The organism is Pseudobacter sp. (assembly GCF_051955275.1).
Lineage (GTDB): Bacteria > Bacteroidota > Bacteroidia > Chitinophagales > Chitinophagaceae > Pseudobacter.
Genome location: NZ_JBQCGW010000011.1, coordinates 19,399 through 27,428 on the forward strand (window position 1 = coordinate 19,399; position 8,030 = coordinate 27,428).

Genomic DNA, 8,030 nt, shown 5'->3' on the forward strand with positions numbered 1-8,030 from the left:
CCCCACAAGGGCGGTTTTTTGGTTTCAAACAAAAAGAGGGAAAGTATATATACCAGTATGTTGGTATTGACCCAAGGGCAATCAGCCGAAAAAATAATAGTAACCCTCACAGAGTTGCAAACGCTTCTTGAGCCCTATTACCTTTTTCAGTTTATCCATGTTCTTACTAAAAATATTGTAACGGTAATCCGCTCTCTGGATGAAGACGAAAGTGAGTACCCAGAAAGGTACAATCAGTTTGAAATAAATACTGCTTATGTTTTCACTAACCAGCCAAGAGGAGAGTGGCATTACTGGGTATATGAGCAAGCAAGCGAGACTAACACGGATCCTGCTTTATCAACAGCGTTGCTCGAAACAGGTAAGCTCTTGCTGCAGCCTTCAACCGAATTTGGCTTCGATCAGTACGATAAGCCAGTAACCTACAAAACATACAATGGCTGATCAAGATACAGATATCATTGTGCTGCAGTTCGCAGATAGCAAGATACCGGAATTCAAAGAAGTCCGCAATAAGGATTATATACTTTACGGCGAGGATAATAAATACCCCGACTACCTGACAGCATTGTATAACAAATCTCCAACGCACAACGCTATAGTCAATGGGAAAAGCGATTACATCCTAGGTAGCGGATTGGATCAGAAGGTACCTCAGCCGGGAGGCTTCGCGCCATTCGTAAAGGAAGATGGTACTGTTGTCGCCGCTTCCCCTATTAATTCTCGCGGAGAAACTATGAATGAGGTGCTGGCGAAATCTATCAAGGACCTCGAAATCTATGGAGGGTTCCGCTGGATCATTACTTTTAATATGCTCGGCAATATCGCTGAGATCAACCATTATGACTATGATAAGTTCCGTACAGGGAAGGCTCCCGGAACCTATTTATTCAAGAATAACTGGAGCAGCTACCGTGAAGAACCTATTTCTTACGAAGAGTACGATCCATTAGCTGTTCAAAAGGAGAAGAACGAAAAAGGTAAAGTTTCCTCAAAAGTTTTTGCCTATAACGAATACAGGCCTGGTTGCCAGTTCTATCCTCTCCCCGGATACATCGCTACCTGTAATTACATTGAAATTGAGATCGAGATAAGTAAGTTTCACCTGAGTTCAATCAGGAACGGCATGATGCCGTCCAAGATGATCCAGTTCTATACCGGAGAACCCTCTGAAGACAAGAAAAAGGAGATAGAGAACAGGTTTAAAAAGAAGTTTTCGGGTAGCGAAAATGCAGGAAAATTTGTGCTTGTTTTTAATTCTAATAAGGATAAGACTGTAGACATAGAGGATCTTTCCTTTAACGAATTAGACAAGCAATTTGAAATACTAAATAAAACTAGTCAGCAACAGATTTTTACAGGGCACCAGGTAACTAGCCCGATGCTGTTCGGTATTAAGAGTGAGGGTCAATTGGGTGGTAACACCGAATTAAAGACTTCCTATGAAATCTTCATCAATACGTATGCAAAACCTAAGCAACTCAATATCGAAAAGGTTGTCAACTACTTTGGAAAGTTGATGGGGAAAGGGGAAGGGTATTTTATTCGGCAGTTAGACCCCATCGGGATTATAGTTCCTGAATCAATGTTAAGCACAGTCTTAAAGCCTGAGGAAGCTCGCGAATTATTGGGACTGCCAGCCATTGAAACTACTACAATAGGCCCATCTCAAAAGATAATTGACACACTGTCTTCTGTTTCTCCGCTTGTTGCCACCAAAATACTAGACTCGCTTTCCTCCAATGAGATCAGGGCTCTTGCCTCCTTACCACCTCTGCCAGGAGGAGACAGTCCTTCGTCCCAGGTTCCGGGGAGCGCGGCGCCTGCTCAGGAACTCTCAACAAATGAAGGGGTAAGTTCTGCCAACGATAATATTAAAAACCTAACCGGCAAACAACATCAACAGCTGATGCGAATCATTCGCCAGTACGGTAAAGGCCAGTTATCGAAAGAGCAGGCAACTGTCTTGTTAAAGACAGGTCTTCAGTTGTCAGATGATGATATTGCTATATTGCTCGGTGTTGAAGAAGACGCAACAATGGAAGAGTTTGCTGCGCAGTTGCTCTCTGAAGAGGATACATTAAAAGTGTTTGACTCAATGGGAGAACTTAAGCTCGACTTTCATATAATCAAAAGCAAGCGGGTAAAGTTCTCATCCGATAAAGAAGCTGCGGAAGATGAGCTTGCCTTTTATCAGCTCGCTTTTAAAACTGAGGTGACTAACACAGAAGCTGCTATCCTGGACCTGATAAAAAAAGACAAAAGGATAACGCCTGAAGTTATTGCTGAAACTATCGGATCATCCACTGAATATGTGACCAGTAAAATTGCTTCATTAACACGGAAGGGGTTAATAACATCTACTACGGAAGTTATCGGCGAAGACACCCAAATAGAACGAACAGTAACAGACTCAATCAAAGATATTGATCCGCCATCAGGTGAAATTGAAACAACAGAGATCTATATCAAATATTCTTATGAAGGTCCGAAGGACGATAAGAATCGGCCCTTCTGCAAGAAGCTTCTGGAACTTGATAGACTCTATTCCAGGAAGGATATAGAAACAATGTCCCAGCGCCTGGGCTATTCTGTATGGGATCGCAGGGGCGGCTGGTGGGGAGATAAACCATATTGTCGACATCGCTGGGTAAGTCATGTTGTAGTAAGAAAAGGAGGTAAAAAATGAGCTTAAATATTCTTCTGATATCAGACTCAATGATAAAGGAGCGAACTGCCATTCACGGGAATATCGATCCCAAGTTGATCTACCCCGATATAAAAGTTGCACAGGATATGTATATCCATCCGGTACTTGGATCTGCACTGTACAATAAGATTCTGAGTGATATCAGTGCCGGCACTTTAGCGGGGAATTACAAAAACTTGGTGGACGTATTCATTGTGGACGCTCTTATCTATTACACGCTGATGATATTGCCACAAACTATATCATACCAGTTCTGGAACAAGGGGGTAATTCGTAAACAAGGGGTAGATACAGAGTTGCCTTCAATGTCAGACTTAGTTGATTTATCAAACAACTATAAGAACAGGGCGGAGTTCTATGCTAACCGTCTTCGACTGTATCTCAAACAGAATGCTGCCGCTATGTTCCCTGAGTACTTAAATCCAGGAAACGGTGTTGATGATATGAACCCGCAGAATAAATCATTCACGCTTCCTGTATACCTGGGTGATGATTGCGGTTGTGGTAAATCATATGAAGAAAAATATCAAGGGAATAAACCAAACTGTTGTGACTGATGGCAAACACAACTCCGAATAAGAAAAACGAACGGAAACTGAAACTCTACTTACAAAAGCAGCATGACACTCAACCAGGTAATAGCAAGGATAAGAAGCATAATACTGGCGCACAAACAAATGCGAAGCTTCAAGTTCGGACCACCAAGTGATGCACTGACCGATCATACGACGAAATATCCGTGCGCCCTATTACAAGACACAAGCGGTGTATTGGATATCGGAGGGAGAGTGGATACCTATGGTTTCCGCCTTTTCCTGTTGGACCTGGCGAATGTCAGTGAGGATGCAAAGCTCAATGAGCTGGATGTGCAAAGTGACATGCGTTCGGTCGCTAAGGATCTGCTCGCTGAATTTAATCACCAGTCATTTCAAGATTGGAAAGTGAGCCAGTCCAACGCAACGGTTTTGCTAAGGGAAGAGCTGGACGACCTCACTGCAGGTATATACTTTGATTTGACTTTTTCAACTCTCTGGGAGCCGGATGCTTGTGCGGTTCCAACAGATTCACCGATTCAAACTGAAGATATGAAACTTGTCTACGACGAAAAATATGTAGCCTCCGGGGCAGAAGGAAAGAACCTCACAATCCCTGCGATACTCGGCAAGAAGTTACTGCTGGTAACCAGGGAGAATCAACCGATTTACAAGGTGTCTGTCAATCCTGACGCATTGGAGTATACTTGGGATGGGACTGTGATCGGCCTTGCTGTTCCCGTAGTAGCCGGAGAAAGATTCTTAATCCTTTACAGAAACTACTAAGATGAAAAAGACCATTATTTTTTTATTGTCCATTCTGTTGTTCTCTGAAGTGTTCTCCCAGCAGGATGATTCTACCTATTACATCTGGAATAAAGTACAGTATGGGAACCGGCAGAACCGCGGATGGTTTGACAAGATGTTATACTTCCCATACCGCGATAGCGCTGAGAAAGGGGATCGCCCAGGCGCATTCATTAAGTTCATTGGAGATAACCAGGTATATCAATGGGAGAACGGAAAGTGGAACGCATTCGGAGGTATCGACAATTCTAAGGTACCTCTTACCCGATCTATAACCATTAATGGAATCACACAGGATCTTATCGCAAATCGAACCTGGACGCTGGGTAAATCCGACATCGGTCTTGCGAACGTCGATAATACATCAGACCTGAACAAGCCGGTTTCCATAGCCCAGCAGGCGGCATTAAACCTGAAAGTAGACTCAGTAAAGAGGCGAACAGATAGCGTGTTCTTCTACAAGAACGGCGTGGAGGTTTTTGCGTATAAGGATAGCGTAGGGGGAGGAGCGACCAATATTAATGCAAACTACGCAATCCGAAAATCGATCGATACTGTTCAGCTGAACAAGAACCTCCTTCTATACGGAGGAGATGATAAAATAGATTTCATTCAGCGTTTTGTTTCCGATTCTGGTAATAACAGTAATTCAGGCCTGTCGGATGCTCAGGCAAAACTCAACCTTGCCAATATCCAGAATGATGTCAACCTACTTGCGAATTATTACGGAGATGCACGAGCTGGATTAAAGGCTCGAAGCCTCTTCCGTGAGCAATTCACAATCTCCCAGCATGGCGTGAAGGTAGGATCTTACGATATTCTCGGCGGGAAAGCCTATGCAAGAATCACCGGTATGGAACCGGCAGGTACATGGACCGACACCAGTAACATGGGTAAGCAGTCCTGGGCGCATAGTGTACCGACCAATCAGGCAGGATACCATTACATTTTTGTAACAGAAATAGACACCTTGCTCGGGAAGTCTAATCCATATGATTCTCGTAGACCTATGAGACTGGCGGCCAGCCTTACCGAATGTGACACTACTCCTGGGACATATTATACACCTGCGCTTAACGTGAATCCGATCATGGTGTATGTGCATCCTACGGCAGGCAATGCCAACAGCAATGCATACCGGTATGAAATAGTGAAGAGACCTTTTGTAATCGATGCGACAGCGGGTGGAACCGTGGCCAATGGAGCATTTAAAAAGGCAGTGATTGAACATTTAAATATCATTGGCTCCGGACATGGTTATGGAATGATTGGTGCGGGTGATAGCATCCTGATCAGAAATAATATCATTGGAGAAGGCGGTACGCATCACGTTGTGGCAAACTCTGGCATCATAGACAACAACGTATTCCGGCCTGGTCCACGCGGTCTAGCTCAGGGAGAAACGGCTATTGTAATGTACGAGGCGCAAGGTGGCGGTAATTTCTCGCGCATCACAAATAATATCATTCTTAACAATGCTTCACCTATACTTTCACATATCGGCAATGTAACCACCTCCACCTGGACGGAAGAACTGAATATTTCTGGTAATTACCTATTCGCTGATACTGCTGGTTCTTATGGTAGCACGGCGTTATCCGGCGATGGGATCAAGCGGCTAGCTATCCGAAATAACTATATATACGGATATAAGAAAGCATTCAGCGGCCTGGCTACTGAGTTTGTAGTAGAAGGAAACATCTTCAATCGGATCTCTGAAAGGTCAGGCTTGTCTTACCCCACAAATTACCCGATCAATTTTTTCTACAACAACAATTTGTTGGTCATGGAAGGTGATGCCACCGGTGCAGGCATGTACGGGCTGCAATTGACGCAGACAGATTTTAAAGGCACGATTACGAATTCAATCTTTCGCGATCAATCGAATAAAACTACCAGCAGTACTTTTCTGGTAGGTGTACAGTCCTCAGTTGATCAAATCCAAAGCTATCGTAATATCTTTATTGTTGACCGTACCAACAGTGGCGCATCACGTATCATTGTAGGCGACAAGCTGAGCTCCGGAACTCCTTTTGTGAACAATTATAAGGGAGATTACAATGTATATATCAAAGTGAAGGGAACTGGCCCACAATGGATTCTTCTGAACAATGGTGGCAGCCCTACACTTACAACATTGGCTGCATGGCAAGCACAATCCGGACAGGATCAACATAGCATTTACTTCGACTGCGCAAATTATCCTGCGGGTCTGAAGCAGATTTTTATTGACCCTGATAACGGCAATTACAATTTGGCTAACACCCCACAAGGCGATAGTATCCGTGCACTGCGTGCCGGCATGACCACTCCGCCAGCTTTCTTTCCGCGCTTTCCAACGCAGCTTGAAGCTGTCGAAAGTATGCGGAATCCTGGATCTATTGCATCTGCCTGGAAATACGGCGTCGGAAAGTCAGGATCTATCATCTACGATGGAAGTGAGACGAAAATCACCCAGGGGACAAATGTAACAGTCACCGGTAGCGGTACTGTGGCTTCTCCATATGTGATCAATGCATCCGGAGGTGGCGGCGGAGCCAGTGGTCTCGATTCAACGGTAGCCACAACTCTTTTTCATAATGTTGACGGCAACACCTATAGCGGTACACCGAAGTTCGGGGCAAAAAATAGTAAAACAATTTCTTTCCTTACAAACAACACCAACAGAGGTTTCTTACGCTCAAATGGGGACTGGCTTTTTGGTCCCGATTCTACAGGCATTACAGCGGGCGATGCAACGGTAACTGTAAAGGGTAATCTCACCCAGACAGGAAGTGTAGCCGGAACAACTGCGGGTGTTACGGTGAGTCCAACCTTGACGGCTACCGCAAATTCACAATCGTTATCACCACTTTATATTTCTCCAACTTTTTCAATAGGAGCGTTTACAAGTATCGCATACAGATTTTTCACGGCCCAGGCAAATGTTGCGTCCAATTTTGTCACAGGCCTAATAAACAATAGTGGATCGGGAGGAGGCGCGTCTTTTGTTGCCAGTTCATCTACTTCCTCAATTCAATTGCGCAGCGATGGTCTTGTCTATGCCCCTTCAACTGATCTGCAATTAACTCCTGCCGGAACTTCCAATGGTATTCGGTTCAATAACAGCTTTGGGGTGGCGGGAGCAATTTTTCAGAACGGCCTTTTGAAAATCGGAGACGGAACAGCCGGTACAGCGCGTCTCACACTGGGTGCTAACCTTACGGGAAACAACCGTGGCGTCGGTGGCGTTCAGTCTGCATTTTTAGCAGCCACCTATACTGACAATAACACCTCTGCCAGTGGTACAGTGGCGCATGTTGCAGCCAACGGTATCGCTCAACCAACGCTCGCAGCATCTAATACCAGTGTAACATATACCAATGCATCTACGCTCTACCTGGACAATGCACCAGCGGCAGGAACAAATGTAACCATTACCAATCCGTGGTCGCTTTTTGTAAATAATGGTCGCACGAGGGTCGGTGCGCTTTATTTGAATGGAACAATGTCGTCAACGGCTCCTGTTTCAATTCTCGGAAAAGGAACGGATAGCTCTGTAGTTCAGATTATGGCGCCAATATCAAATACAGGAACTCTTGACTTCGATCTGACTTCTGTTAACTCTCAAGACCTCACCATTACAGTGACAGGCGCAACTGTAGGTGATGTGGTTGCTATTGGTGTCCCTAATGGATCGGTGGCTACTGATGTTACATTCTTCGCTTGGGTGAGTGCAACAAATACGGTAAGTGTCAGGGCCAGCAGAGTGGGCGGCGGTGCCGCTGTGGATCCGGCAAGCGGAACTTTTAAAGTAACTGTTTTTAAATTTTAACATACAATGAAAAAATTACTTTTCTTTTTACTCTTCCTCCCCTTCCTGCTGCAGGCGCAGCTGGTTGAGAAGTTTCCGAAGTCAACAACCAACCCTTTCGGGTATGTGATCCTGAAGCCGTCTGACTATTCAGCAACGAAGTCATACCCTGTATGGCCATTCGTAC

At 44.7% G+C, this 8,030-nt stretch carries 5 protein-coding genes; all 5 read left to right on the forward strand.

Going from position 1 to position 8,030, the window contains the following annotated elements; genetic code table 11:
- The first annotated feature begins 57 nt into the window (after window positions 1–57).
- The 5 genes from ACTHMC_RS01420 to ACTHMC_RS01440 all read left to right on the forward strand — a co-directional run bounded on the left by ACTHMC_RS01420 (window position 58) and on the right by ACTHMC_RS01440 (window position 7,864).
- Window positions 58–444 carry a hypothetical protein gene (locus ACTHMC_RS01420; protein ID WP_440410197.1) on the forward strand — a complete coding sequence of 129 codons (387 nt, stop codon included), beginning with the start codon at window positions 58–60 and terminating at the stop codon, window positions 442–444.
- The gene (locus ACTHMC_RS01425) at window positions 437–2,689 is read left to right on the forward strand and encodes a hypothetical protein (protein ID WP_440410199.1); all 2,253 of its coding nucleotides are present in this window, start codon (window positions 437–439) and stop codon (window positions 2,687–2,689) included. Before ACTHMC_RS01420 ends, ACTHMC_RS01425 begins: the two co-directional genes overlap by 8 nt.
- Entirely contained in the window at window positions 2,686–3,267 is a 582-nt protein-coding gene (locus ACTHMC_RS01430) for a DUF6712 family protein (RefSeq protein WP_440410201.1), read from the forward strand. Before ACTHMC_RS01425 ends, ACTHMC_RS01430 begins: the two co-directional genes overlap by 4 nt.
- Before the next feature lie 63 nt (window positions 3,268–3,330).
- Window positions 3,331–4,029 carry a hypothetical protein gene (locus ACTHMC_RS01435; protein ID WP_440410203.1) on the forward strand — a complete coding sequence of 233 codons (699 nt, stop codon included), beginning with the start codon at window positions 3,331–3,333 and terminating at the stop codon, window positions 4,027–4,029.
- A 1-nt stretch (window position 4,030) separates the two neighbouring features.
- Window positions 4,031–7,864: a hypothetical protein gene (locus ACTHMC_RS01440; protein ID WP_440410205.1), complete on the forward strand. Its 3,834-nt coding sequence runs from the start codon at window positions 4,031–4,033 to the stop codon at window positions 7,862–7,864.
- Window positions 7,865–8,030 lie beyond the last annotated feature (166 nt).

What these genes read in the sequence shown, in the direction of transcription:
- ACTHMC_RS01435 (WP_440410203.1), top strand. Translation starts at nt 3,331, where the DNA reads ATGACACTCAACCAGGTAATAGCAAGGATAAGAAGCATAATACTGGCG.
- ACTHMC_RS01440 (WP_440410205.1), top strand. Translation starts at nt 4,031, where the DNA reads ATGAAAAAGACCATTATTTTTTTATTGTCCATTCTGTTGTTCTCTGAA.
- ACTHMC_RS01420 (WP_440410197.1), top strand. Translation starts at nt 58, where the DNA reads ATGTTGGTATTGACCCAAGGGCAATCAGCCGAAAAAATAATAGTAACC.
- ACTHMC_RS01430 (WP_440410201.1), top strand. Translation starts at nt 2,686, where the DNA reads ATGAGCTTAAATATTCTTCTGATATCAGACTCAATGATAAAGGAGCGA.
- ACTHMC_RS01425 (WP_440410199.1), top strand. Translation starts at nt 437, where the DNA reads ATGGCTGATCAAGATACAGATATCATTGTGCTGCAGTTCGCAGATAGC.